Source organism: Rhodophyticola porphyridii (assembly GCF_003688285.1).
In the GTDB taxonomy this organism is placed as follows: Bacteria; Pseudomonadota; Alphaproteobacteria; order Rhodobacterales; family Rhodobacteraceae; genus Rhodophyticola; species Rhodophyticola porphyridii.
This window is the reverse complement of the sequence record NZ_RCNT01000011.1, coordinates 30,540-55,732: the sequence shown is the minus strand read 5'-3', so window position 1 is coordinate 55,732 and position 25,193 is coordinate 30,540. Positions and strand designations below refer to the sequence as shown.

Annotated in this window: 28 protein-coding genes; 20 read left to right on the top strand and 8 right to left on the bottom strand. The window is 63.0% G+C overall.

The window, feature by feature from the left end:
- Positions 1-26: 26 nt before the first annotated feature.
- On the bottom strand, positions 27-1,382 hold the full coding sequence (hemN, locus tag D9R08_RS17900; RefSeq protein ID WP_121899499.1) for an oxygen-independent coproporphyrinogen III oxidase: 1,356 nt from the start codon (positions 1,380-1,382) through the stop codon (positions 27-29).
- An 83-nt stretch (positions 1,383-1,465) separates the two neighbouring features.
- Between hemN and fnrL the strand changes: the two genes are divergently transcribed.
- Positions 1,466-2,212 (top strand): transcriptional regulator FnrL, encoded by a 747-nt coding sequence (gene fnrL / locus D9R08_RS17895; RefSeq protein ID WP_121899498.1) that lies wholly within the window; start codon positions 1,466-1,468, stop codon positions 2,210-2,212.
- A gap of 805 nt (positions 2,213-3,017) precedes the next feature.
- Here the strand turns inward: fnrL and D9R08_RS17885 are convergent.
- Entirely contained in the window at positions 3,018-3,857 is an 840-nt protein-coding gene (locus D9R08_RS17885) for a universal stress protein (RefSeq protein WP_121899497.1), read from the bottom strand.
- Positions 3,858-4,060: 203 nt separating this feature from the next.
- Here D9R08_RS17885 and ccoN point away from each other — a divergent pair, with 203 nt between their 5' ends.
- From ccoN to ccoS, 8 genes are all read left to right on the top strand, one after another.
- On the top strand, positions 4,061-5,665 hold the full coding sequence (gene ccoN / locus D9R08_RS17880; RefSeq protein ID WP_121899496.1) for a cytochrome-c oxidase, cbb3-type subunit I: 1,605 nt from the start codon (positions 4,061-4,063) through the stop codon (positions 5,663-5,665).
- Between the two features lie 13 nt (positions 5,666-5,678).
- Entirely contained in the window at positions 5,679-6,401 is a 723-nt protein-coding gene (gene ccoO / locus D9R08_RS17875) for a cytochrome-c oxidase, cbb3-type subunit II (RefSeq protein ID WP_121899495.1), read from the top strand.
- Positions 6,402-6,414: 13 nt separating this feature from the next.
- Positions 6,415-6,627: a cbb3-type cytochrome oxidase subunit 3 gene (locus D9R08_RS17870; RefSeq protein ID WP_121899494.1), complete on the top strand. Its 213-nt coding sequence runs from the start codon at positions 6,415-6,417 to the stop codon at positions 6,625-6,627.
- Positions 6,624-7,538, top strand: a complete 915-nt coding sequence (gene ccoP / locus D9R08_RS17865) for a cytochrome-c oxidase, cbb3-type subunit III (RefSeq protein WP_121899493.1) — start codon at positions 6,624-6,626, stop codon at positions 7,536-7,538. The genes D9R08_RS17870 and ccoP overlap by 4 nt, the downstream gene beginning before the upstream one ends.
- 581 nt (positions 7,539-8,119) lie before the next feature.
- The gene (gene ccoG, locus D9R08_RS17860; RefSeq protein WP_121899492.1) at positions 8,120-9,550 is read left to right on the top strand and encodes a cytochrome c oxidase accessory protein CcoG; all 1,431 of its coding nucleotides are present in this window, start codon (positions 8,120-8,122) and stop codon (positions 9,548-9,550) included.
- A complete protein-coding gene (locus D9R08_RS17855) occupies positions 9,547-10,023 on the top strand; it encodes a FixH family protein (protein WP_121899491.1) in 477 nt (158 codons plus the stop codon). Before ccoG ends, D9R08_RS17855 begins: the two co-directional genes overlap by 4 nt.
- 8 nt (positions 10,024-10,031) lie before the next feature.
- Positions 10,032-12,215 (top strand): heavy metal translocating P-type ATPase, encoded by a 2,184-nt coding sequence (locus D9R08_RS17850; RefSeq protein ID WP_121899490.1) that lies wholly within the window; start codon positions 10,032-10,034, stop codon positions 12,213-12,215.
- 8 nt (positions 12,216-12,223) lie between these two features.
- Positions 12,224-12,382, top strand: coding sequence for a cbb3-type cytochrome oxidase assembly protein CcoS (gene ccoS, locus D9R08_RS17845; RefSeq protein WP_121899489.1), 159 nt, complete (start codon positions 12,224-12,226; stop codon positions 12,380-12,382).
- A 15-nt stretch (positions 12,383-12,397) separates the two neighbouring features.
- Here ccoS and D9R08_RS17840 read toward each other — a convergent pair whose 3' ends face one another.
- The 4 genes from D9R08_RS17840 to D9R08_RS17825 are packed head-to-tail and all read right to left on the bottom strand — an operon-like array spanning position 12,398 to position 14,992.
- A complete protein-coding gene (locus tag D9R08_RS17840; protein WP_121899488.1) occupies positions 12,398-13,033 on the bottom strand; it encodes a CDP-alcohol phosphatidyltransferase family protein in 636 nt (211 codons plus the stop codon).
- Positions 13,030-13,401: a hypothetical protein gene (locus D9R08_RS17835; protein WP_121899487.1), complete on the bottom strand. Its 372-nt coding sequence runs from the start codon at positions 13,399-13,401 to the stop codon at positions 13,030-13,032. The genes D9R08_RS17840 and D9R08_RS17835 overlap by 4 nt, the downstream gene beginning before the upstream one ends.
- The gene (locus D9R08_RS17830; protein WP_121899486.1) at positions 13,401-14,351 is read right to left on the bottom strand and encodes a phosphatidate cytidylyltransferase; all 951 of its coding nucleotides are present in this window, start codon (positions 14,349-14,351) and stop codon (positions 13,401-13,403) included. The genes D9R08_RS17835 and D9R08_RS17830 overlap by 1 nt, the downstream gene beginning before the upstream one ends.
- On the bottom strand, positions 14,348-14,992 hold the full coding sequence (locus tag D9R08_RS17825) for a lysophospholipid acyltransferase family protein (RefSeq protein WP_121899485.1): 645 nt from the start codon (positions 14,990-14,992) through the stop codon (positions 14,348-14,350). The genes D9R08_RS17830 and D9R08_RS17825 overlap by 4 nt, the downstream gene beginning before the upstream one ends.
- Before the next feature lie 147 nt (positions 14,993-15,139).
- On the opposite strand from D9R08_RS17825, the gene D9R08_RS17820 reads away from it, so the two are divergent.
- Entirely contained in the window at positions 15,140-15,394 is a 255-nt protein-coding gene (locus tag D9R08_RS17820) for an excalibur calcium-binding domain-containing protein (RefSeq protein ID WP_121899484.1), read from the top strand.
- A gap of 251 nt (positions 15,395-15,645) precedes the next feature.
- On the opposite strand, the gene ispH is transcribed toward D9R08_RS17820, so the two are convergent.
- A complete protein-coding gene (gene ispH / locus D9R08_RS17815; protein WP_121899511.1) occupies positions 15,646-16,596 on the bottom strand; it encodes a 4-hydroxy-3-methylbut-2-enyl diphosphate reductase in 951 nt (316 codons plus the stop codon).
- A gap of 255 nt (positions 16,597-16,851) precedes the next feature.
- On the opposite strand from ispH, the gene D9R08_RS17810 reads away from it, so the two are divergent.
- Positions 16,852-17,388 carry a peroxiredoxin-like family protein gene (locus D9R08_RS17810; protein ID WP_121899483.1) on the top strand — a complete coding sequence of 179 codons (537 nt, stop codon included), beginning with the start codon at positions 16,852-16,854 and terminating at the stop codon, positions 17,386-17,388.
- A gap of 87 nt (positions 17,389-17,475) precedes the next feature.
- Entirely contained in the window at positions 17,476-17,940 is a 465-nt protein-coding gene (locus D9R08_RS17805) for a c-type cytochrome (RefSeq protein WP_199709429.1), read from the top strand.
- Positions 17,941-18,062: 122 nt separating this feature from the next.
- Here D9R08_RS17805 and D9R08_RS17800 read toward each other — a convergent pair whose 3' ends face one another.
- Positions 18,063-18,638, bottom strand: a complete 576-nt coding sequence (locus D9R08_RS17800; RefSeq protein ID WP_121899482.1) for a LabA-like NYN domain-containing protein — start codon at positions 18,636-18,638, stop codon at positions 18,063-18,065.
- Between the two features lie 155 nt (positions 18,639-18,793).
- Between D9R08_RS17800 and folK the strand changes: the two genes are divergently transcribed.
- From folK to acpS, 8 genes are all read left to right on the top strand, one after another.
- Complete coding sequence (folK, locus tag D9R08_RS17795; protein WP_121899481.1) at positions 18,794-19,375, top strand: 2-amino-4-hydroxy-6-hydroxymethyldihydropteridine diphosphokinase; 582 nt, start codon at positions 18,794-18,796, stop codon at positions 19,373-19,375.
- A gap of 44 nt (positions 19,376-19,419) precedes the next feature.
- Positions 19,420-19,773, top strand: coding sequence for a DNA-directed RNA polymerase subunit omega (rpoZ, locus tag D9R08_RS17790; protein ID WP_121899480.1), 354 nt, complete (start codon positions 19,420-19,422; stop codon positions 19,771-19,773).
- Between the two features lie 28 nt (positions 19,774-19,801).
- The gene (locus D9R08_RS17785; protein ID WP_121899479.1) at positions 19,802-21,925 is read left to right on the top strand and encodes a RelA/SpoT family protein; all 2,124 of its coding nucleotides are present in this window, start codon (positions 19,802-19,804) and stop codon (positions 21,923-21,925) included.
- Positions 21,926-21,956: 31 nt separating this feature from the next.
- Entirely contained in the window at positions 21,957-22,586 is a 630-nt protein-coding gene (locus D9R08_RS17780) for a DUF2062 domain-containing protein (protein WP_121899478.1), read from the top strand.
- A 39-nt stretch (positions 22,587-22,625) separates the two neighbouring features.
- Positions 22,626-23,372, top strand: a complete 747-nt coding sequence (locus tag D9R08_RS17775) for a pyridoxine 5'-phosphate synthase (protein ID WP_121899477.1) — start codon at positions 22,626-22,628, stop codon at positions 23,370-23,372.
- A gap of 85 nt (positions 23,373-23,457) precedes the next feature.
- Entirely contained in the window at positions 23,458-24,084 is a 627-nt protein-coding gene (locus D9R08_RS17770; protein WP_121899476.1) for a LysE family translocator, read from the top strand.
- The gene (locus tag D9R08_RS17765; RefSeq protein WP_121899475.1) at positions 24,081-24,713 is read left to right on the top strand and encodes a LysE family transporter; all 633 of its coding nucleotides are present in this window, start codon (positions 24,081-24,083) and stop codon (positions 24,711-24,713) included. Before D9R08_RS17770 ends, D9R08_RS17765 begins: the two co-directional genes overlap by 4 nt.
- On the top strand, positions 24,710-25,159 hold the full coding sequence (gene acpS / locus D9R08_RS17760; RefSeq protein WP_121899474.1) for a holo-ACP synthase: 450 nt from the start codon (positions 24,710-24,712) through the stop codon (positions 25,157-25,159). Before D9R08_RS17765 ends, acpS begins: the two co-directional genes overlap by 4 nt.
- Positions 25,160-25,193: the final 34 nt, after the last annotated feature.

The following is a 25,193-nucleotide window of genomic DNA, read 5'->3' as shown; positions in this document are numbered from 1 at the left end:
GATGCCGCCACGCCCGCGCGATCTGTTCAGATCGCGGAGGAGTGCCCGTCGGCCTGCATCTCGTACTCGTCGAAGGCCCGCGCGATGATCCGCGACAGCGGGCGCCCCTCGGGCAGGATATCGAACCCGTCGGCATCGAACCGCACCATGCCGGGAAACGCCTCCGCCGCATCGGCGTAGAAGGTTCTCAGCCGCTGGGGCGTGAGGTCGAACCTCTCCAGCAATTCGGCGCTTTCGATGCGGAAATCGCACATCAGCATCTCGATCATGCGGCTGCGCAGGATATCCTCGCCTTTGAAGACATGGCCGCGCCCGATCGCCAGTTCGCCGGCCCTGACCGATTTCTGATACGCCGCGGTGCCGGAGGCGTTCTGCGCGAAGCCCTGCGGGAAGCGGGAGATCGACGAGGCGCCGATGCCCAGAAGCACATCACAGGTATCGTCGGTATAGCCCTGGAAATTCCGCCGCAGATGGCCGGTACGGGCCGCAATCTCCAACCCGTCGCCGGGGCGGGCGAAATGGTCGATCCCGATTTCCGAATAGCCGTCCCACATGAAGAGACGCCGCGCGGTGTCGAACAGGCTCAGCCGTTCCTCGGGCGTGGGCAGGGTGTCGGTTGGGATCATCGCCTGCCGCTTGGCCATCCATGGGACATGGGCATAGCCGTAAAGCGCCACACGGTCGGGTGCGAGAGACAGGAGCATCTGCACGGTTTCGGAGATCCGTGCCTGGCTCTGATTGGGCAGGCCGAACAGGATATCCGCATTGAGAGACGTGATACCGCGGGCGCGCAGCATCTCCACCGCTTCGCGGGTTACGTCATAGCTCTGGATGCGGCCGATGATCTGCTGGATGTCGTGATTGAAATCCTGCACCCCGATCGAGGCGCGGTTCATGCCGGCGGCGGCCAGCGCGTCCAGTCGCGCGGCGTCGATTTCATTGGGATCGATCTCGACCGAGAACTCAGCGCCATCAGTCAGAGGCAGGACATCTGTCAGCGTTGCGGTCAGGTCGCTGAGCATATCGGGTGCCATCAAGGTGGGTGTGCCACCTCCGAAATGCAGCCGTGCAAGCTCCACCCCTTCGGGCAGGATGTCCCGCAGAATGGCGATCTCGGCCTTGACGCTCCTGAGATAGGCTTCGATCGGCTCGTCCGAGCGGACGCCCTGCGTCCGGCAGGCGCAGAACCAGCACAATCTGCGACAGAAGGGCACATGCACGTAGGCCGAAATGCGAGAGCCGGGGCGGATCGAGCGTATCCAATCCGCAAAAACCTGCGGTGTCACGTCGTTCGAGAACTTCGTGGCAGGCGGATAGCTCGTGTACCGAGGCACTTTCGAGTCGAACAGACCCAGGCGGCGAAGTTGCGTCAGATGATCCATTAAGTTAACCTAAAAGTCGAACGCCCCGCTGTAATTGATCGAGATCAATACAGTCAACTGTTGCTCCTATTGCGGTGATAAACATGCCCAATCGCCAACTGGCCATCCCGCAGCAGGAATGTGCGGACTGCCCGATCAGACACAGGGCGGTTTGCGCCCGGTGCGAGACCGACGAGCTGGAGCATCTGGAGTCCATAAAATACTACCGCAAATTCGAAGCCGGGCAGACGGTCGTCTGGGCCGGCGACAAGATGGATTTCGTGGCTTCCGTGATCGAAGGCGTCGCCTCGCTGACCCAGACGATGGAGGATGGGCGGCGGCAGATGGTGGGGCTCTTGCTGCCGAGCGATTTTCTGGGCCGCCCGAATCGCGATACCGCACCCTATGACGTTGTGGCCTCGACCGACGTGATGCTGTGCTGTTTCCGCCGCGCGCCTTTCCAGAAGCTGATCGCCGAGAATGCGAATATAAGTCAGCGGCTTCTGGAAATGACGCTGGACGAACTGGATGCGGCGCGGGAATGGATGCTGCTTCTGGGCCGCAAGACCGCGCGCGAGAAGATCGCGAGCCTTCTGTCGATCATCGCCCGGCGCGATGCCAGCCTGAAGGACCTGCCGTCAAAAGGAGAGGTTTCGTTCGATCTGCCGCTGACACGGGAAGCGATGGCCGATTATCTGGGTCTCACATTGGAAACGGTCAGCCGCCAGATGTCCGCGCTGAAACGCGATGACGTGATCCGCCTTGAGGGCAAACGCCACATCACTATCCCCGATTTCGACCTGTTGATGGACGAGACCGGAGACGATGCGGATGGCGGGATGCTGGTCTGACAGCCTCCGCTGCTGGCGGCGGCGGGCAGGTGACGTTCTGATCCACCAGGCAAGATAACGACGTGAACCTGGGCGTGTTCTGCGGCCATAGCCGTTTTGAACTGCGCCACCTTGTCCGGGTCCACATCCACCTTTTTGAACACCTCAGCCGTGAAGCTGCCCGGTGCCGTGCCGGGTGCGGTGATCACGCGATCTTCTGGAAGAGTGGCGGGTGTGACGGCATAGAGCGCGGAGCCTGCATAGTCCTGGGCATTCCGGGTGAGGGAACCGGTGTCGTTAGAGCTGTGGCGCAGCGTGTCGAGCAATCCTGCGCGGGCAATAGCCAGTGTACCGCCACATATATCCGCGCCGACGGCGCTGCGCGCGTGCTGGACCCTCAGCGGATCGCTCATGTCGGGTGCCTGACCGATCTCCCAGATTGTGGCGCCTATGAAGATTACGGCATCCGGGGTCCATCCTGCCAGCGCAGAAAGGTCGTGCGAAACACGCGCCTTCAACCGCGTTGCGACCGGATTTCGCCGGTCGTGGGCGCGAAGAAATTCCACATCAAGCCCGTAGAACGGCCGGTCGGTTCCCGCGATCAGGGCATGTTACCAATCGGCGAACCCTTGTGAGAATGATCGCGAGTTTTGCCACTTTGGTGTTTTTCAGACCGATGGGGATCAGAAGCAAGTCTTGTCATGGAGGCCATGCAGAGCATGCGGCAGGGATTGCTGAGGCGAAAGGGCAAGCCGGAGGCGCCGCCGGTCCGCGTAGATGCGGGGACCGGCGGTCGACCTTCTCCCTGTCCAGACGGTTCAGGCCTTCAATGCGCCATCAGAACCGGTACTACGGCGTTTTCCAGAAGGTTGCGGGTCGCCCCGCCAAGGATCGCCTCCCGGAAACGGGAATGACCATAGGCCCCCATGACCAAGAGGTCGGCATTCTGGTCCTGGATATGCCGGTTGATAACGTCGGAAACGCGCGGCAGGGTCTGGGCCACGATGGAAACCTCCACCTCCACACCATGGCGGCTGAGCATCTTGCTAAGCTCTGCTCCTGGATCGGACACTTCGGCGGCGTGCCGCTGCGGGTCGATGATGAGGATGTTGACCAGTTTTGCGGCCTTCAACAGTGGCAGCGCGGCGCGCACTGCACAGAGCGCCTCGGCGGACTCGTTCCAGGCCACCACGATCCGATCGAGGGCCTCCTTGACCGGAACACCGCCGGGCAGCACGATCGCCGGGGCCTGACCCTGGAACATCGCGGCCTCGACCACGACCGGTGCATCCGAGGCCTGGTTCTCGCCATAGGGTTTGGGCAGCACCACAAGATCGGAGAAGCGCGCGCGGCGCGCCACGATACCGGCCACGCTGGCGGTCTGGGTCACCAGCGCCTCGATCCCCCAGGAGATATCCGTCCGCTCAAGCAGGGTACGGGCCCCGGTTTCGATCTGCGTTGCCAGGGCCTGCGCCTGGGCCAGGGTCTCGTCATGCATGAGGGCGGTGGCGCCGGCGAAGTAATAGCCGGTTTGCGTACGATCGACACCCATGCAGAGCACATCCAGATGCGCCTCTTCGGCCCGCGCGAACGGCAGGATGGCCTCCAGCACCGGGCCAACTTCATCCGTGTCGGTCAGAACCGTCAATATGCTTTTGTAGGCCATGTTGAACCTCCTCAGTTGCAAGCTTTTTCCGGTCTAGACCGGGACGCTTCGTCGCGCTTTGACCTGCGTCAACACAATCGCGGGGCAGGTTTGACATGGATCAAGGCCGCAATGCGCCACCTGCGCGATGTGGGGTCAGATGGAACAAGTCCGGACGGCTCGATGTGAGTCGAACAAACCGGTGAAAGACGAAGGGACGATCTATGCTTGATTACGTAAAGCTGTTGATCCTTGGCCTGGTCGCGCTGTGCGCGGCCATCGCGGCCAGCTACGCCCGGGATATGGTCTATATGGTCCATATGATCCTGGTAATGGTCACGGCGGCGGGATTATTTATCTGGCAACTCCGCCGTACCGGTGAACCTGTGGTGCCGGTGCCAACCCATGAATACATGGACGGGCCAGTGCGCGCCGCCGCGATTGCCACAGCATTCTGGGGATGCGTCGGGTTTCTGGTGGGGGTGGTCATTGCCTTCCAGCTGGCCTTTCCGCAGCTCAACTTCGAGTGGACCCAAGGCTACGGCAATTTTGGGCGCTTGCGCCCGTTGCATACATCGGCAGTGATCTTCGCCTTCGGGGGCAACGCGCTTCTGGCGGCGTCCTTCTACATTGTGCAGCGGACCTCCGCCGCGCGGATGTGGGGGGGCGGACTGACATGGTTCGTCTTCTGGGGATACCAGTTCTTCATTGTGCTGGCCGCGACAGGCTATGTGCTTGGGGGCACGCAAGGCCTCGAATATGCGGAACCCGAATGGTATGTGGACCTGTGGCTGACGATTGTCTGGGTGGCCTTCCTCGCGGTGTTCCTCGGCACGCTCCTGAAGCGTAAAGAGCCGCATATCTACGTGGCCAACTGGTTCCTTCTCAGCTTCATCGTCACCGTGGCGATGCTGCATGTGGTCAACAACTTGGCGGTGCCGGTCTCGATCTTCGGCTCCCGCTCGGTATCGGTCATGTCGGGTGTGCAGAGCGCGATGACCCAGTGGTGGTACGGCCATAACGCGGTGGGCTTCTTCCTGACCGCAGGCTTCCTCGGGATGATGTACTATTTCATCCCGAAACAGGCCGAACGCCCGGTCTACAGCTACAAGCTGTCGATCATTCACTTCTGGGCGCTGATCTTCCTGTATATCTGGGCTGGTCCGCACCACCTGCACTACACCGCGCTGCCCGACTGGGCCTCGACGCTCGGCATGGTGTTCTCGGTCGTGCTCTGGATGCCCAGCTGGGGTGGGATGATCAACGGCCTGATGACGCTTTCGGGCGCTTGGGACAAGCTCCGGACCGACCCGATCCTGCGGATGATGGTGACCTCGGTCGCGTTCTACGGCATGTCGACCTTCGAAGGCCCGATGATGTCGATCCGCGCGGTCAACTCGCTGTCGCACTACACCGACTGGACGATCGGGCATGTGCATTCCGGCGCGCTTGGCTGGAACGGCATGATCACCTTCGGGATGCTCTACTACCTGTTCCCGAAACTGTGGAACCGGGAGCGGCTCTATTCGCTCAGACTGGTCAGCTGGCACTACTGGCTCGCCACCATCGGTATTGTGCTCTACGCGGCCTCGATGTGGGTGACCGGGATCATGGAGGGCCTGATGTGGCGTGAAGTCGACGCGCAGGGCTTCCTCGTGAACTCCTTCGCCGACACGGTCGAAGCCAAGTTCCCGATGTACGTGGTCCGTGGCCTGGGCGGGACGCTGTTCCTGACCGGTGCGCTGATCATGGTCTACAACCTGTGGATGACTGTGACGCGAGGCCCTGCGAAGGCAGCCGCCCCCGCCGCCGCAGCTCCGGCTGAATAAGGAGGGTCGGACAATGGCAGCTCTTGACGGACACAAGAAGATTGAAACCAACGCGACCCTTCTGCTGACGCTCAGCTTTCTGGTCGTGACCATCGGCGGCATCGTGGAAATCGCCCCGCTGTTCTATCTTGAGAACACGATCGAGGATGTGGAGGGGATGCGTCCCTACTCCCCCCTCGAACTGGCGGGCCGGGAAATCTACATCCGGGAGGGGTGCTATGTGTGCCACTCCCAGATGATCCGGCCGATGCGGGACGAGGTGGAGCGGTATGGTCATTACTCACTGGCAGCGGAGTCGCAGTATGACCATCCGTTCCAGTGGGGCTCCAAGCGGACCGGACCCGATCTGGCCCGCGTGGGTGGCCGCTATTCGGACGAATGGCATGTGGACCACTTCACCGATCCGCAATCGGTGGTGCCAGAATCGGTGATGCCGCCCTACGCCTTCCTTGCGGACAACGTTTTGCGGCCCACCTATATCGCCGATCTGATGGAAACCCATCGGTTCGTCGGGGTGCCCTATACCGATGAGATGATCGAGAATGCGGAGCTGGATTTCGTCCAGCAGGCAACCGATTTCGGTGATAGCGGCGTCGTGGAGCGGTACCCGGGGGCGCAGCAGCGCGATTTCGACGGACAGCCGGAAGTCACCGAGATGGATGCGCTGATCGCCTATCTGCAGATGTTGGGCACGCTGGTCGATTTCTCGACCTTCACGCCCGACGAGAGCCGGTAAGGGGGCGCCTGGGATGGAAGACAGCTATACCATCATGCGGGTTTTCGCAGGCAGTTGGGGAGGTGTGTTTCTGTTTGCCTCCTTTGTGGCCGTGATCCTGTTCGCGCTCCGGCCAGGCAGCCGGAAAGTGCATCGCGACACCGCGAATATCCCGTTTCGACATGACGACAAGCCGGCAGCGGATGACAACGCTGCTCCCGCCCAGATCAAGGAGGCGCGGCAATGACCGACGACAAAACCAAGCACCCCGAAGAGCAGATCCTGCAGGAGGGTGACCCCGAAACCACAGGGCATATCTGGGACGGTATCAAGGAGTTCAACAACCCGATGCCACGGTGGTGGCTGTGGACTTTCTACGCCACGATCATCTGGGGTATCGGCTATACGATCGCCTATCCGGCATGGCCGCTGATCCAGGGGGCGACGCCCGGGTTGCTGGGCTACTCCACCCGGGCCGAGGTGCAGGAGGACATTCAGACCTTCGAAGAGATGAATGCCCCGATCCTTGCCCGGATCGCAGAGGTGGAACTGTCGGAGATCACGCCGGACGCCAACCCCGATCTCTACAGCTATGCCATCCAGGGCGGCGCGGCGATCTTCGCCACATGGTGTTCGCAATGTCACGGATCGGGTGCGGCGGGGGTTCAGGCCTCCGGCTATCCGAACCTGCTGGATGATGACTGGCTCTGGGGCGGCACGATCGACGACATTCATTTCACGATCTCTCACGGGATCCGGAATGAGGACGACCTCGATGCGCGGTACTCCGAGATGACGGCCTTTGACGAGATCCTGACCGATGAAGAGATCGCAAGCGTCGTGCAATATGTGCGCAATATCTCAGGGCAGGAGGCCGATGCGACTTTGGCGGCCGCTGGCGAGGACGTGTATCTGAACAACTGCGCCTCCTGCCATATGGACGATGGCTCGGGGGATCAGTTCCTCGGCGCACCGAACCTGACCGACGCGATCTGGCTTTACGGCGGCTCGGAAGAGGCGATCGAGTACACAGTGCGCTACTCGCGGTTCGGCGTGATGCCGCCATGGTCTGCGGATGCCTCTGAAGCGGGCCGTCTGAGCGAAGCCGAAGTGCGCGCGGTTTCGGTTTATGTCCACTCTCTGGGTGGCGGCGAGTAGACGCCATCCTCAAGATATCCGGTGGCCCCTCCCGGCCGCCGGATTGGCACCGGTCCTGGTCCTGTTCGCGCGTTTCCTACAGGACCGGTGCCCACTTACCTCCACCCGGTACAGCGTTCCGACAGATATCCGGCCCCGGTAAGGGCCGGTTTCCGCATTGGTGTATATCGCGTCAGGGTTCCGCCTGTCCCGGCCGAGATTTCGGAACAATGATGGGTGTGGCCTGCGCCATGGACATGCGCCCGGGAATGACCGAGCGAGGCGCCATCGCCTGGCCCGCTCTGCCAGTGGTGCGGCATGTCACCCGATTGTAGACGATGGGACGGGCCATATGTTGCGAAGATGTTGCATCAAGCTTGGGTTTTCCCAGCCAGATCAACGGGCTGGGCGCGGATCCGGGCGCTGGGTTCAATGCGGATAGGCGCATTCGTCGCAGCGTTTGGACCCTTTGCCACAGATGATCTGTTGGCCGGGTCAACTAAATGAAGATCAGGGTTTGATCCACGTCAAGGAGCCTGCGCCAGTCAGACCCTAGAACCGAAGATGCGCAGGACCCACACAACCTAGGAGCGATTCCCGTCATGAGTGCTACGGAAGAGCCGCAGAAGCTCTACGCTGCCCGCGAACCTGTGTTCCCGAAGCGGGTTTCGGGACCATTCCGCAATCTCAAATGGATCATCATGATCGTCACCTTGGGGATCTATTATCTGACCCCATGGATCCGCTGGGATCGCGGCCCTTCGCTGCCGGATCAGGCGGTGCTGATCGATATGGCGAACCGGCGGTTCTTTTTCTTCTGGATCGAGATCTGGCCCCATGAGTTCTATTTCGTGGCGGGCCTTCTGATCATGGCGGGGCTTGGCCTGTTTCTCTTCACCTCCGCGCTTGGCCGGGTCTGGTGCGGCTATACCTGCCCGCAAACCGTCTGGACGGATCTGTTTTTCACCGTCGAGCGCTGGATAGAAGGCGACCGCAACGCGCGCCTGCGGCTCTGGAAGGCCGAGTGGGACTTCAAGAAGGTCCGGCTGAGGCTCACCAAATATCTCGTCTGGCTGGCCATCGCGGTGGCGACCGGCGGCGCCTGGGTCTTCTATTTCGCCGATGCGCCCACATTGCTGGTCGATCTGGTGACGCTTCAGGCCCATCCCATCGCTTACACGACCATCGCGATCCTGACCGCGACGACCTTTGTCTTCGGCGGGTTCATGCGCGAACAGGTCTGCATCTACATGTGCCCATGGCCCCGTATTCAGGCGGCGATGATGGACGAACACACTATCACCGTGGCCTATCGCGACTGGCGAGGGGAGCCGCGCGGCAAGCATCGCAAGGCAGAAGGCGCGGAGCTGCTTGGCGATTGCATCGACTGCAATGCGTGCGTGAATGTTTGCCCGGTGGGGATCGATATCCGCGACGGCCAGCAGATGGAATGCATCACCTGCGCGCTGTGCATCGATGCCTGCGACGACATCATGGACAAGATCGGCAAACCCCGCGGGCTGATCGACTATATGGCGCTGACCGACGAGGCCAATGAGCGGGCGGGCAACCAGAAGGTTTCCATCTGGAAGCACATCTTCCGGCCGCGCACGATCCTCTACACCGTGCTGTGGTCGGCGATCGGTGTCGCCCTGGTGGTGATGCTGTTCATCCGCTCCGAAATCGACGTGACCGTCGCCCCGGTGCGCAATCCGCAATTCGTGACGATGAGTGACGGGTCGATCCGCAACACCTATGACATCCGCATCCGGAACATGAGCCATGACGACAGCACGTTCGACATCTCGCTCACCTCGGAAGTTCCCCTTGAGGTTGCGCTGGAAGGCACGGATGAACTGACCGTCGATGTGCCCGCCGACACAACGCATCTGCAGAGGGTCTATGTCACGGCACCGGTCGGGTCGGTGCCGGCCACCAGCGAGCGGACGGAGTTCCGCTTCTGGGTCGAGGATCTGCGCAGCACGGCGCGGACCCATCAGGATACGATCTTCAACGGAAGGGCAGATCAATGAGCTCCGAAAGACCGGATGGCGGCAAGGAACTGACAGGCCGCCATGTACTGGCGATTTTCATCGGCGGTTTTGGCCTGATCATCGGGGTCAACCTGTTCATGGCCTATAACGCGATTTCCACCTTTCCCGGGCTGGAGGTCTCGTCGAGCTATGCCGACAGCCAGGATTACGACCTGCGCCGCACGGCGCAGGAAGCTCTTGGTTGGAATGCCTCGGTTTCGGTCGAGGGCGATGTGCTGACTCTGAACATGGTCGACAATGACGGAGAGCCCGTATCTCCGGCGGAGCTGACAGCACTTCTGACCCGGCCCACGAACCAGACAGAGGACCAGTTGCTGGAGCTGACGCGGGTCAACGGCGCCTTCACGGCACCGGTTTCGGTCAGCGAAGGGCGCTGGCGCCTGCGGCTGACCGGCACCGCGCGCGACGGTACGGATTACCGCCATAACATCACCTTCACCTTGCAGGATTAGGCGCAGAAATGTCCGCCACCTACGAGCATCCCGGCCCCGCCGCCTGTCCGGCCTGTGCGGGTGCCCCGGCGGCCGAGGCTCTGGCTGAACTTCCGAGGAATGGGCGGCTGATGCTGTCCTTGCCCGCCATCCATTGCGCGGGCTGTATCTCGGGCGTGGAGCGGGCGCTGATGGCGGTGCCGGGGGTGCAGGATGCGCGAGTGAACCTGACCCTCAAACGCGCCGCAGTGCAGGCCGATAGGAGTGTCACCGCGGTCGATCTGGTCGAGGTGCTGGAGCGCGCGGGCTATGAGGCACATGAGCTGGATCCGGGTGTGCTGGCCACCACCGACAGCGACAGGCGAGGCCGCGACCTGCTGATGCGGCTGGCGGTCGCGTTTTTTGCGATGATGAACGTCATGCTGTTGTCGGTCGCGGTCTGGTCGGGGGCCGAAGGCTCGACCCGTGACATGATGCACTGGATTTCGGCCGCCATCGCAATACCGGCGGTGATTTTCTGCGGCCGTCCATTTTACGTGTCGGCCTGGTCGGCGCTTCGCGTGCGGCGACTGAACATGGATGTGCCGATCACGCTGGCTATTCTGCTGGCGGTGGGTACGTCGCTTTATGAAACGATGCACTCAGGCAAACATGCCTATTTCGACGCTGCGATCGCGCTTTGCTTCTTTCTGCTGGCCGGGCGGTATCTGGATTATCGCACCCGCGCGTCGGCCCGCTCAGCCGCGCAGGAACTTGCCGCACTTGAGGTGCCCCGTGCGCTCCGACTGCGCGACGGGAGGGAGGAAACCGTGTCGGTGTCCGAGCTTTCGCCGGGCGACATCGTTCGCGTGAAACCCGGCGGGCGCATTCCGGTGGATGGCCGGGTGACCGACGGCGCCTCCGAGATCGACCGCGCGCTGATGACGGGGGAAAGCCTGCCGGCCTATGCGGGGCCCGGTTCGGTGGTGAGCGCGGGTGAAGTGAACCTGACCGGTCCGCTGATGGTGGAGGTAACCGCGGCGGGCGAGGACACCGCTTTGCACCGGATCGCCGATCTGGTCGCCGTGGCCGAGGCCGGGCGGAACAACTATACTTCGCTGGCCGATCAGGCGGCCAAGCTTTACGCGCCGGGTGTGCATATCCTGTCCGTGCTGGCGGCGATCGGCTGGTGGATCTACACGCAGGATTTGCGCGTGTCGCTCAACATCGCCGCCGCCGTACTGATCATCACCTGCCCCTGCGCGCTTGGACTTGCCGTTCCCGCCGTCACCACGGCGGCCTCCGGTCGGCTGTTCCGCAAGGGTATGCTGATCAAGGACGGAACCGCGATGGAGCGGTTGGCCGAGGTTGACACCGTGATTTTCGACAAGACGGGTACCCTGACCCTTGGAGCGCCGCAGCCCGTCGGGCTGGACCGGCATCCTGCCGAAGCGATGCGGGTGGCGCTCGGGCTGGCGATGGCATCCGCCCATCCACTGGCGGAGGCGTTGAGCAAGGCCTTGCGGGACAGGGGGGTGCGCCCGGCGAAGCTGGACGATCTCCGAGAGGTGCCGGGTTATGGCGTGGAGGCGCGCTGGCATGAGCAGCCGGTGCGGCTGGGCCGGGCCGGATGGGTCGGGGCCGAGCCCCCGGACATCACCGCGACCTTCCTGCAGATCGGTTCGGCCGACGCGCTGCCGCTGACCTTCACCGACAGCCTGCGCCCAGGCGCGGCCGAGACGGTTCAGGCGCTGAAGGCGCAGGGCAAGCGCATCGTCCTGATATCGGGGGACACCAAGGGTGCTGTTTCCAGCTTCGCCGCCGAGATCGGCATCGACGAGGTGATTGCCGAGGCGCTGCCCGCCGAGAAGGCCGGGTTCGTCGCCGGGCTTGCGGCGGAAGGCGCGCGGGTTCTGATGGTGGGCGACGGGCTGAACGACACCGCCGCGCTGGCCGCCGCGCATGTCTCGATCTCGCCGGCCTCGGCGCTGGATGCGTCGCGCGCGGCCTCCGACATGGTGTTGCTGGGCCGCGACCTGTCGCCGATCGCGGATGCGGTGCGCATCTCGGTGGTCGCGCGCAAGCGGATTTCCGAAAACTTCACGCTTGCCACCGTCTATAACGTGCTGGCCGTTCCATTCGCCATTGCGGGCCTTGCCACGCCATTGATCGCGGCCCTTGCGATGTCGGCGTCATCGCTTACGGTGTCGTTGAACGCATTGCGCCTGAAATAGGGAATTCCATGGACGTCCTCGGCATCCTCATTCCCGTTTCGCTGTTTCTGGGTGGCGTCGGCCTTGCGGCGTTTTTCTGGATGCTGAAGCGGGGCCAGTTCGACGACCCCGACGGCGATGCGCACCGAATCCTGAGGGATGATTACGACGACGCGCCCAAGGACTGACGCGCGCGTATCTGTCTAGGATCGCGATTTCAGCTCGGCGATAAGTCGGGCGGCGCGGCGAAGGACCGTGACCAGGGCTCCAACGATGATGATCCAGAGCACCACCCGTAGGCTGAGGCTGCTGCCGGCTACTGCCAGTTCGATTGCTGCCACAGCGGCGCCGAGCGTGACCGCCGCCATGCGATGCGGCTTGGCCATCGGGCCCGAGAAATCCGCGGGCGCCCCTTCGGCGCGGCCAAGCTCGCGCAGATAGGCGGTTGTCACGGCAAGGGTGGCGGCGACAAGGCCGAGGGCGAGATTTCCAGCGGCCATCCCGAGACCCGCCAGTATCAGGATATCCGCCAAGCGATCGGGGGCTTCATTCCAGAACGGCCCATCGGGCGCGGATTTGCCGCCTTCGATGGCAACCATTCCGTCGAGCAGGTTACACAGAAGGCGCAGTTGCACCGCAAGGGCCGCCAGAAGCAGCATCGCGATGGCCAGCCCGGTGCCGCCGATGCCGGATAGCCAGAACGCAACTGCGGCCAAGGCGGCAAATCCGATGCTGGCCTGAGAGATCTGGTTGGCGCTGATATCGCTCGCAGCGAGCCGGCGGGCGGCTCCCTGAATGATCCGCACATTGCGGCTTGCAATGGGGCGGCGGCTTGTCATGGGCGTCGGCTCCAGATCCTGTAGGTGTAAAGCGTTGCGTAGAGCGTGGCGACGGTGGTGGGCACGGCCAGCGTTATCAGCACCTCCGGCGTACCGGCGGCGGTATGGATCGCGCCAAGCAGCGTGAGTGAGAGCGCGAAGGCGGCGACGGGCGGCAGGATCAGACCACCCCGCCCTGGCAGCCGCCGGCACAGAATTTCGAGCATGCGTTTCATGACCAGCGTGATGGCGGCTGTGAGGCACCCCTGCACAAGGCCGGCGATCAGCGGTGCCGGCATAGGATGGGCAACATTGGCATAAGCTGCCCATGCCCCCATCAGGACGAAGCCGACGCCCATATGGACGAGGGAGTTATCCGCCAGCGCCATCAGACCGACGACCAGTAATAGCGCACCAGATGAAAGAAGATCGGCGCCGAGAAGACCACGCTGTCCAGCCGGTCTATGAACCCGCCATGGCCCGCAATCAGGTGGCCCCAGTCCTTCACGCCCCGGTCACGTTTGATCGCCGACATGACCAGCCCGCCGAAGAACCCGCAAAGCGTAATGGCAAGTGACATGGCCGCCGCCTGCCAGACTGTAAAGGGCGTGATCCACCACAGGGCCGTTCCCGCCATCGTGGCCGAGGCGACGCCGCCCACCAGCCCTTCCCATGTCTTGGAGGGGGAGAGCGCGGGCGCGACCTTGTGCTTCCCGATCAGTTTGCCCCAAGTGTATTGCAAGACGTCGCTGAGTTGCACGACCACGATCAGAAAGGCGATCAGCAGGATGTTCCGGCCCTCGTACCCGTCGATCTGCAGAGTCAGAAGGGCGGGCACATGGCTGGCGCAGAAGACGCAGATCATCAGCGCCCACTGGGTCTCCGAGATGCGGATGAAGACGTTGCGCGTATCCCCCTGCAGGACCGTGATGATAGGCAGCAGCAGGAAGACATAGACCGGGATGAAGATAGAATAGAGTCCGTACCAGTCGATCCAGATCAGGTAGTATTGCACCGGGAGCACGACGAAGAAGGCGACCGCGATGGGCCAGTGATCGGCCGCCGATTTGGTGGTGAGCGTCATGAACTCGCGCAAGGCCGCGAAGGAGCAGAAGGCGAAGAGAATGATCACGCCCGTGCGTCCGGCCAGAAAGGCGATGGCCAGAAGCGCGGTCATGCCCCACCACGCCATGATCCGGGCATTCAGGTTTTCGATCGTGGGGTTCGAGCCGTCGGGCGCGATGCGATGCTTTAGAATGGCGCCGATGGTCGTGGCCAGCACCAGAATGCCGCCGATACCAAGAAGCAGGAACAGGAAATCGCCGTTTGGGCCTGTCATTGCTGGTCCTCCGCCGGCCGGGGGGCAAGGGCCAGGACGGCCTCCTGCGCCCGGGTCAGGAACGCCTCGCGCGGTTCATCCGGTTCCGCCCGGATGGGCGCCCCGAAGGTGACGGTGCACAGCAATGGGATCGGGATGATCTTGCCCTTGGGCATGACGCTGTTGAGGTTTTCGATCCAGACCGGCACCAGATCGACCTGCGGGCGAGCGGCGGAGATGTTGTAGAGTCCGCTTTTGAAGGGCAACAAGGGTGCATCCGTGGCGTTGCGCTGCCCCTCCGGGAAGATGATGAGCGAGGCGCCGTCATCCACTGCCTCCAGAATAAGGGCCATCGGGTCATGGTTCCGCGCGTCCGGGCGGCGGTCGATCAACACGGTGTTCAGCACGTCCTGCCCGATGAAACGCCGCAACGGCGATTGCAGCCAGTAATCGGCGGCGGCCACCGGACGGGTGCGCGTCCGTATCGCGGGGGGCAGAACCGTCCAGATCAGGATCGTGTCGCCGTTGGAAGCGTGGTTAGCGAAATAGATGCGTTGGCGCGGCACCGGCTCGATACCGTCCCAGATGGCGCGGACGGCGGTGATGAACCGGGCGAAGAGGATGATGGCTGCGCCCGTCAACCGGGCAAGGACTGAAATCATAGGGCCGTCAATCTGCTTTAATGGCGGGAGCCTAGACTAATCCCGCGCCCGGGAAAGGGAGGTTTGCCTTACCCCCACGGGTGCGGGAGATGGCGGCCCGGCGGTTCCACATTGACCATTAACATCTTATTAACTAATTAATTGCACATGAAACTAATTGCGATATATGCGATAGGCCTGTCTGTTCTGGCGGTCTTCGCGCTTGCCGCGCCCGGGCCTGCCCGTGCGCAGGCCTGCCATCCAAGCTACCAGGGCGCGTGCCTGCCGGTGAATGGGCCGGATGTGGATTGCGCGGGCGGCGGTGGAAATGGTCCGCTTTATGTATCGGGACCGATCCGCGTTGTCGGCCCGGACCCCTATCGGCTTGACCGGGACGGGGACGGCGTGGCCTGCGAGCGCTAGAGGGCCAGCCCGACCTGCGCGGCGAACCTGACCTCGACACGGCGCGCTGACAGAGCAGCATCGCGACCTCACCGCAGTCCAGCCCGACGTAATGGCTGGTCATCTCGACCAGGGCATTGCGCCATCATGGACGCTGCAGGTGATGCCGGTCAGAAACAAATGCTTGCCGGAACATAGTGCGTGGGACATGCCGGCCATGCGCGGCGTTCGCTAACCCGTCTGGGATGATCGCGCGGCGGCGGGCACATCGCTCATGCCGGGACGCGCAAAACCCGCGGCACCTTGAATTCCACATTTTCAACGGCGGTTTCAACCATTTCGACCGTCACCGAGTACTTTGCGCGGAACGCGTCGATCACCTCATTGATCAGAACCTCGGGCGCGGATGCCCCCGCGGTGACGCCGATGGAGGAAATGCCATCGAGTGCGCGCCAGTCGATATCGTCGGCACGCTGGACCAACTGGGCATAGCCGCAGCCGGCGCGCGCGCCCACCTCGACCAGCCGTTTCGAGTTGGAAGAATTCGGGGCGCCCACAACCAGCATCGCGTCGGCGAGAGGCGCCATCGCCTTCACCGCCTCCTGACGGTTGGTGGTGGCATAGCAGATATCTTCCTTGTGCGGCCCCACAATCGCCGGGAACCGGGCCTGCAGTGCGCGAACGATATCTGCGGTGTCATCGACGGACAGCGTGGTCTGCGTGACGAAGGCGAGGCGCTCGGGATCACGGACCCGGACAGAGTCGACATCCTCGACCGTCTCGACCAGAAGAACCTCACCGTCGGGAAGCTGGCCCATCGTACCCACTGTTTCGGGATGTCCGGCATGGCCGATCATGATCATCTGCAAGCCGTTCTCATGGTGACGAGCGGCCTCGATATGCACCTTGGAGACGAGCGGGCAGGTTGCGTCCACAAATAGCATCTCGCGTCGCGCGGCCTCGGCCGGTACGGCTTTGGGCACCCCGTGAGCGGAGAAGATGACGGGTCGGTCATCGGGACATTCATCGAGTTCTTCGACAAAGACCGCACCTTTGGCACGCAGGTCATCGACCACGTATTTGTTGTGCACGATCTCGTGGCGCACATAGACCGGTGCGCCCCATTTCTGCAGGGCCATCTCGACGATCTTGATCGCCCGGTCGACACCGGCGCAAAAACCGCGCGGAGCGGCGAGATAGAGGGTGAGGGGCGGCTTGGTCATCGGCATCTCCGGCATGAGTTCAAAGTTAGGACCGGGGAGCGGTGGCGTCTAGAGGCGGATCGGCAGAACCGGACTTGTCATCGCGATTTCAGCCTGTAGAGAGCAGGTTTGATGCGTGCGTGACGCTGAAAGCCATAAGATGAGCTTTCAGGTCATGGCGTATCGGTGCATGCGCGGCCGATTGCCAGAGCCGTGCCGTGCGATACGGATGACGATTTCGAATGACGCCTCAAGACAGGCAGGAGAAACGACCAGATGCTGATGCCCCGCCAGAAAACACCCGATCTAATCGTCCCGCTTCTGGGGGGTGGCCAGTTCGATCTGGCCGATCAGGCGAGCCCGCGCGGAACCGTGGTCTGTTTCTACCGCGGTCTCCACTGCCCGCTTTGCGCCACCTATCTGACAGAGTTCGAGAAGCTGGTGGACGATTTCGCCGAGCGCGGCGTTGCAAGCATCGCCATCAGTTCGGACGGGCTGGAACGCACACGCGGGATGGCCGAGAAGATCGGGGCCGAAAAACTGCGGTTCGGCTATGACCTGAGCCTGGGCAAGGCGCGGGAATGGGGGCTGTATATCTCCACCTCGCGCGGCAAGACCTCGATCGGGATCGAGGAACCGGCCCTGTTTGCGGAGCCGGGGCTGTTCCTGGTCAATCAGGACCAGACGCTTTACTTCATGAGCGTGCAGACCATGCCCTTCGTCCGGCCCCATTTCCGCGAGCTTCTGAGCGCGGTCGACTTCGCGATAGAGAAAAGCTACCCGGCGCGCGGAGAATATCAGGGCCCCGTCTGAGCCTCACGGTTTCGTCAATTGACCTTCCTGCGCGGGAAGGATGCAGAGCAGCATCCGGCTCGTTTTGCAGGATATGGAGAAAGTGTGATGATGCGTGTGATTGTCGGTGTAATGCTGCTGTCGATCCCCCTGGCGGCATGGCTGGTGCTGGTCGAACCCACCGCGGAAGCAGGCCCCGGGTTGCTGGAATGGCGGAATGCTGAGGTGGTCGACCGGGGTGCAGCCCTTTACGCCGAGACCTGCGCGGTTTGTCATGGCATAGGGCTTGAGGGTGAGCGGGACTGGCAGATCCGTGGCGAGGACGGCCTGATGCCGGCCCCGCCCCATGACGAGACCGGGCACACCTGGCATCATCCGGACGAAATGTTGTTTGCGATCACCAAATACGGCTCCGAAGCGGTGATCGGAAATGGATATCAGAGCAACATGATCGGCTTCGGCGAGGTGCTGAGCGACGAGGAGATTCTGGCCGTGCTGGCCTATATCAAGAGCACCTGGCCCGAGAATGTCATCGAGATCCATGATGAAGTGAACGCGAACGCCGCCCGTTGACTCAGGTTTGCCTTCGCGCCCGGACAGGTTGCGCGGGAGGGGATGCCTTGGTGAGCTAGTGCCCTTAGGGCCCGAAAGCGGAGTGTTCCGACCGCGATGCCGTCGAGGCCCCCGCCGCAGGCTCAGGTTTCGAGTGTCTCGACCTCGGGTTCGTCCATCTCGCGGGGTTCGCGCGGAGGGCGGCCGATGACCTCTTTGAGCTCGTCCAGCTCAATGAAATTATCGGCCTGACGGCGCAGATCGTCCGCGATCATCGGCGGCTGGCTGCGAATCGTCGAAACAACGGAGACGCGCACACCCTTGCGCTGGAGCGCCGCGACCAGAGGGCGGAAATCGCCATCGCCGGAAAACAGTACGATATGGTCGACATGAGGGGCGATTTCCATCGCATCCACGGTCAGCTCGATATCCATATTGCCCTTGACCTTGCGGCGCCCCTGACTGTCGGTGAACTCCTTGGCCGGTTTGGTGACCATGGTGAACCCGTTGTAATGAAGCCAGTCGACGAGCGGCCGGATCGGCGAATAATCGTCGTTTTCCAGCAAGGCGGTGTAATAGAAGGCGCGTAGAAGCTTGCCACGCTGCATAAATTCCTGGCGCAGAAGCTTGTAGTCGATGTCAAACGCCAGCGCCTTGGCGGCCGCGTAGAGGTTCGATCCATCGATGAACAGCGCAAGCCGTTCGTCTCGGTAAAACATTGGGGTGATCCCGTGAGTAGCTGTGGCGCCAGCCGCATGGAATGATAATGGAGTGAGACAAAATCAACAGCCAGCAATGAAAAGGAAAATAGTTGAACTGCCGGCAACCGCAAGGACCGATCCGTCATAACTCTGTTACGCGCGCGCTCATTGCCGTGGGGTCAAATGTTTCACATGAAGGAAACGCCCCGATTTCCGTGGTTTGTGCGGCGATGTCCGAATTAACCAATGGGGAAAATGTCGCGGCAGTTTTCAGCCGACTTTATCGGACGCCTGCGTTTCCTCCGGGCGCGGGGCCGGATTTCATCAACGCCGCTCTGGCGATCGATTGGCCGGGCGATGCACAGGTGCTTCTGGCGCGTTTGCATGAGATCGAGCGGGGCTTTGGCCGCACCCGCCGGACGCGCTGGGAAGCCCGGGTGCTGGATCTCGATCTGATCGCGCTGGGCGATCGGGTCTGGCCCGACCCTGAGACACAGACCGAGTGGAGAAACCTGCCCTCCGATGCCGCTGCACGACGTGCTCCCGAGATGTTGGTCCTGCCGCATCCGCGCATGGGCGAGCGGATTTTCGTTCTGGCCCCTCTTGCCGATATCGCGCCTGATTGGCGGCATCCGGTGACCGGACGGACGGTGCGCGAGATGTTGAATGCGCTGCCGCAGGCCGATCACGATGCGATTGAGGTAGTCGAACCGCCCGCTGGGGCCTTGCCTTTCCCGCCCTTGAGCTATAAATGACGGGTTTCTGACCCCTCCCGAAACAGGATGCTGGAGTTTCTTGAATGGCCCGCGTGACGGTTGAAGACTGCGTTGACAAGGTTCCGAACCGGTTCGAGCTGGTGATGCTGGCGGCCCACCGGGCGCGCGAGATTGCGGCCGGCAGCCCCCTGAGTATCGATCGGGACAATGACAAGAACCCGGTCGTTTCGCTGCGCGAGATCGCCGAAGAGACCCAACGCGCCGATGATCTGCGCGAACGTCTGATCGAAAGTCACCAGACCCAGATCGAGGTGGACGAGCCCGAAGAGGATGCCATGGCCTTGTTGCAGGGTGTCGAGCAGGACAAACCTGCGCAGGACGACATGACCGAGGAACAGATGTTGCGCGCCCTGATGGAAGCGCAAGGCCAGAGATAAGCGGCGTCCGGGCGCGGATGGAGGATCGATGATCGAGGCCTCTGACCTGCTGAGCCTGGTCAAGAACTACAATCCGAAATGCAACGAGGCGCTGCTGGTCGGCGCCTATGACTATGCGCGCGCCATGCATGAGGGACAGACGCGCCATTCCGGCGAGCCCTATTTCACCCACCCCGTGGCGGTGGCGGCGATCCTGACCGAACAGCGGCTTGACGACGCGACGATCGCAACGGCTTTGCTGCATGACACGATCGAGGACACCAAGGGCACCTATTCCGAGATCGCCAAACGCTTCGGCACCGATGTCGCCGAGCTGGTCGATGGCGTCACCAAGCTGACCAATCTGGAACTGTCGAACCGGGAAAGCAAACAGGCGGAGAATTTCCGCAAGCTTTTCATGGCGATGTCCAAGGATATGCGCGTGATCCTCGTCAAGCTGGCGGACCGGCTCCACAATATGCGGACGATCCGGCACATGGCCTATGAGAAACAGGCGCAGAAGGCCCGCGAGACGATGGACATCTTCGCGCCGCTTGCGGGCCGCATGGGCATGCACTGGATGCGGGAGGAGCTGGAGGATCTGTCCTTTCGTGTGCTCAACCCCGAGGCGCGCAACTCCATAATCCGCCGGTTCCTGACCCTGCAGAAGGCCAGCGGCGACGTGATCCCTAAAATCACCGACGATATCGAGGCGGTGATGGAAAAGCACGGGGTCAGCGGCGAGGTTTTCGGCCGGGCCAAGAAACCGTTCTCCATCTGGCGCAAGATGCAGGAGAAGGAGCTGGCGTTTTCGCGCCTGTCCGACATCTACGGGTTCCGCGTGATCACCGGGTCGGAGGATGATTGCTACCGCGTTCTGGGTGCGATCCATCAGCGCTGGCGTTCGGTGCCGGGGCGATTCAAGGACTATATCAGCCAGCCGAAATCCAACGGCTACCGCTCGATCCACACAACCGTCAGCGGGCGGGATGGCAAACGGGTCGAGGTGCAGATCAGAACCCGGCAGATGCACGAGGTCGCCGAAAGCGGTGTGGCCGCCCACTGGTCCTATCGTGACGGGGTGCGGGCGGAAAACCCGTTTGCCGTGGACCCCGCGAAATGGCTGGCCAATCTGACCGAACGCTTCGAGATGGCGGAGGATCACGACGAGTTCCTCGAACATGTGAAGCTGGAAATGTATTCCGATCAGGTTTTCTGCTTCACACCCAAGGGCGATGTGGTGAAATTGCCGAAAGGGGCGACGCCACTTGATTTCGCCTATTCCATCCACACGCGGATCGGGCATTCCTGTGTCGGGGCCAAGGTTGACGGGCTGCGCGTACCGCTATGGACGCGTCTGAAAAACGGCCAGTCGGTCGAGATCATGACCGCCGAAGGACAGACCCCGCAGGCGACCTGGATCGATATCGCCGTGACCGGCCGGGCCAAGGCGGCGATCCGCCGCTCGCTTCGCGAGGAGGATCGGGGGCGCTACATCAAGCTGGGCCACGAGCTGGCGCGTGTGGCCTTCGAGCATGTGGACAAGAAGGCTTCCGACAAGGCGCTGGCCACGGCGGCCCGCACCCTCGGGCTGGACAGTGGCGACGAGCTGCTCGCGCGGATCGGCAGCGCCGAGCTGTCTGCGCGCGACGTGGTTGCGGCGCTTTACCCCGAACTGGTCGCCCGCAGCGACGAGGGGGAGGTGGAGGCCCGGCGCGCGGTGATCGGCCTGCCTCCGGGCGCGGTCACCCATCGCGCGCAATGCTGTCAGGCCGTCCCGGGGGAACGGATCGTGGGCATCACCTATCCCGGGCGCGGGCCCGTGGTGCATGCCATAGACTGCCCGGCGCTGGCCGAACTGGACGACCAGCCCGACCGCTGGATCGACCTGCACTGGACCGAAGGGCGGCACGCGGCGGTTCATAATGTCACCATAGATGTGACATTAAGCAATGATAACGGTGTTCTGGGACGGATATGCACATTGATCGGGGAACAGAACGCCAATATCTCGGACCTGCATTTCATCGACCGGAAGCCGGATTTTTACCGGCTGTTGATCGATCTGGATGTAAGAGATGCCGAGCATCTTCATGCAGTGATGATGGCGGTTGAGGCCGATAGCGACGTGGCCACGATGGAGCGGTACCGCGCCCTTGAGCGCCGCCCCTGACCCGGCCCGAACGGGAGGAGGAGATCGAAGCTTGGTTTTCAAGCGACGCGATAATCGCCCCTGGGGGCAGGTCGTGGCCGAGTGGGTTTATCCACGCGGCGGCTGGACCCGTGCGTTTCAGTACATAAAGCACCGGCTGCGTCGCTTGCCGGGCACGCCGGAATCCATCGCGCGGGGCATTTTCGCAGGGGCCTTCACCGTGTTCACGCCGTTTTACGGGATGCATTTCATCGTGGCGGCGATCATCGCAAAGCTGATGCGCGGTAACATTCTCGCAGCCCTTCTGGCGACCTTTCTGGGCAATCCGCTGACATATATCCCGATCGGACTGATCTCGCTCCAGACCGGGCATTTCCTTCTCGGCACGCAGATGCGCGGCAATATGGAGGGGAACCTCTTCTCCAAATTCTATCGTGCCGCGGGGGATCTCTGGAACAATTTCGTGGCGATGTTCACCGACGATGTGGCTCATTGGGACCAGCTTGCCGCCTTCTACCGCGACGTGTTTTTCCCCTATCTGGTGGGCGGTGTGATCCCCGGGCTGATCTGCGGCACGGTCTGCTATTACCTGAGCGTCCCGGTCATCCGCGCCTATCAGAAACGCCGGGCCAACAAGCTCCGGGCGAAAATGAAAAAGCTGCGCGAACAGTCTGGCGTCTGACCGCCAAAACACTAGGGTTGGCCCGAGGAAGGACCGGCTATGGCAGAGCGACTCAGACTTGGTGTGAACATCGACCACGTGGCGACCTTGCGAAACGCGCGTGGAGGCGCATTGCCCGACCCTGTGCGCGCGGCGATGGCCGCTCAGGGCGCGGGCGCCGACGGGATCACCGCGCATCTGCGCGAAGACCGTCGGCATATCCGCGACGACGATATCGCGGCGATCCTAAAGGCGATCGAGATCCCGCTCAATTTCGAAATGGCCGCGACCGAGGAGATGCAGGCGATAGCCCTGATGCACAGGCCGCACGCGGTCTGCCTTGTTCCCGAACGCCGCGAAGAGCGCACGACCGAAGGCGGGCTTGAGGTTGCGGCCGATCAGAACCGGTTGGCCAGCTTCATCGGCCCGCTGGCGGATGCCGGATGCCGGGTTTCGCTGTTCATCGCGCCCGACCCGGCGCAGATCGAGGCCGCGTCTCGGATCGGCGCGCCGGTGATCGAGCTTCATGCCGGTGCCTATTGCGATCTCGATGCGGAAGGCGCCTACGAGGCCCGGGACGCCGAGTTCAACCGGCTTGCCGATGGCGCCAAGCATGCAGCCGATCTGGGCCTGGAAGTGCATATGGGCCACGGGCTCAGCTACACCAATGTCACGCCCATTGCCGCACTGCCCGAGGTCAGGGAGCTGAATATCGGCCATTTCCTGATCGGGGAGGCGGTGTTCGTGGGGCTGCCGGCCGCCATGGCGGAAATGCGGCGGCTGATGGACGAGGCCCGGGGAGGATGACCCTACCTGTCACGACCCCTGCGCCTGCGGGCCTGCCCAACGGAAGGATCGACCAGGCCGCGGCGCTGCTGACGAGGACAGGACCATGAGTCTCGAAGCATTGGTGCCGATCCTTCTGATCGCGCTGGTGGCGTCCGGCAGTCCGGGCCCTGCGACGCTGGCGATTGCCGGCACGTCGATGGGTGCGGGGCGCCGGCACGGGCTGGCGCTTGCGGCGGGCGTCGTTCTGGGCAGTTGGACATGGTCGCTTGCCGCCGCTCTGGGGCTGGGCGCGGTGATGGCCGCCCATGGCTGGATTTTCGAGATCATGCGGTATGTGGCGGCGGGATATCTGCTCTGGCTGGGGCTGAAGGCCGCGCGGCGGGCCTGGGCCGGGGCGAAGGCCAGCCCGATCGCGCAGGCCGCCGGTACCAGCCTGCGCGGTGCATTCGCCAAGGGGCTGGCCCTGCACCTGACCAACCCCAAGGCGATCCTGTTCTTCGGATCGCTTTATTCCATCGCCTTGCCCGCAAATGCCCCGTGGCGCGATTTCGCGATCATCGGCGGGTCGGTCGGTGTCCTCAGCCTGATGGTTTTTCTGGGATACGCGCTGCTGTTCTCCCGCCCGCCGATCGTTCGCGCCTATACCCGGCTGGGCCGCTGGTTCGATGCGGCCTTCGCGCTGCTGTTCGGCGCAGCCGCCCTGCGCATTCTGACGGCGCGGATCTCGTGAGCGATCCCGCGATCCTCGCGGCGCTGACCTCCGTCGCCACCTTCATCGTCGCCGCCGGGTCGCCCGGCCCGGCGACGCTGGCCGTTGCTGCCACCTCCATGGCGAGGGGCCGCGCCGGCGGCATCGCGCTGGGCCTTGGGCTGGCGTTTGGCCTTGCGGTCTGGGGCCTTGTCGCCGCGCTTGGCTTTGCCACACTTGTGGCGAGAAATGTGCAGGCGCTGACGGTGCTCAAGCTTCTGGGCGCGGCCTATCTTTTCTACCTCGCCTGGAAGTCTGGTCAGTCCGCCCTGCGCAGGGAGACAGGAGACGCCGTTCGGGTGGCCACCGATCTCTCCCGCGGGCAGCTTTTCCGACGCGGCCTGACGCTCAATCTTGCCAACCCCAAGGCGGTTCTCGCCTGGGTCGCGGCACTGGCGCTTGGCGGCGGCGGGGAGCAGGCCGTGTCCTCCCTCGTGGTCGGGTTCTGCGCGGCGCTGGGGTTTGCGCTCTATCTTGGCTATGCGACGATCTTTTCGGTCGCGCCGGTCATGGCCGCCTATGCCCGCCTCCGCCGCGGGTTCGAAGCCGCGTTCGCGGCGTTCTTTGCAGCGGCCGGTCTGCGGCTTCTGTTCTGGCGGGCTGCGGAATGATCCTCGGGATCGGCACCGATCTGGCCAATATCGAGCGGATTCAGGGTACGCTGGATCGCTTCGGCGACCGTTTCCGCAACCGTGTCTTTACAGAGATCGAACAGAAACGCGCCGAGCGGATGACGGACCCCGCCGCCGTCTATGCCAAGCGCTGGGCCGCCAAGGAGGCGTGTTCCAAGGCGTTGGGCACGGGGCTGCGGATGGGGATCGCCTGGAAGGACATGGCCGTCAGCAACCTGCCGACGGGCCAACCGGTGATGCATGTGACAGGCTGGGCCGCCGAACGGCTGGACCGGATGACGCCTGAGGGTTACGACGCGGTGATCCATGTGACGCTGACCGACGATCACCCCTGGGCGCAGGCCTTCGTGGTGATCGAGGCGCTGCCCGAGCGGGAGATGTCGGCGCGCCCGCCGATGCCCACCCGGCCGCGCCGGCTTGCTTGACACCGGGCGGGGCAGCGATCATGACACGCGGAAC